Source organism: Extibacter sp. GGCC_0201 (genome assembly GCF_017566055.1).
In the GTDB taxonomy this organism is placed as follows: Bacteria; Bacillota; Clostridia; order Lachnospirales; family Lachnospiraceae; genus Extibacter.
The window spans coordinates 1-212 of record NZ_JABFCH010000247.1; the positions used below are offsets into that span (position 1 = coordinate 1).

The following is a 212-nucleotide window of genomic DNA, read 5'->3' on the forward strand; positions in this document are numbered from 1 at the left end:
CTGTTCATGAAAAGGTGTATAAGGCACATGGGTTTCAAATCCTTCATCGGGAAAGGTGCCCACCAGTAAGGCTGTGCCACCAATATCGGTGAAATGGCAATTCTCGACAATGGAAGTCGATACGGCGCGTTCATAATCTACTCCGGTGGCTGCTAAATGCTGGAATGTGCAGTGGTTGAAGTTTATGTTATTGCCGCATTTTATCTGTATTG

General features: G+C 45.3%; 1 protein-coding gene. It reads right to left on the minus strand.

Going from position 1 to position 212, the window contains the following annotated elements; all coding sequences use genetic code 11:
* On the minus strand, window positions 1-212 hold a 212-nt coding region (locus tag HJV72_RS19420), incomplete at both ends, for a hypothetical protein (protein ID WP_208073518.1).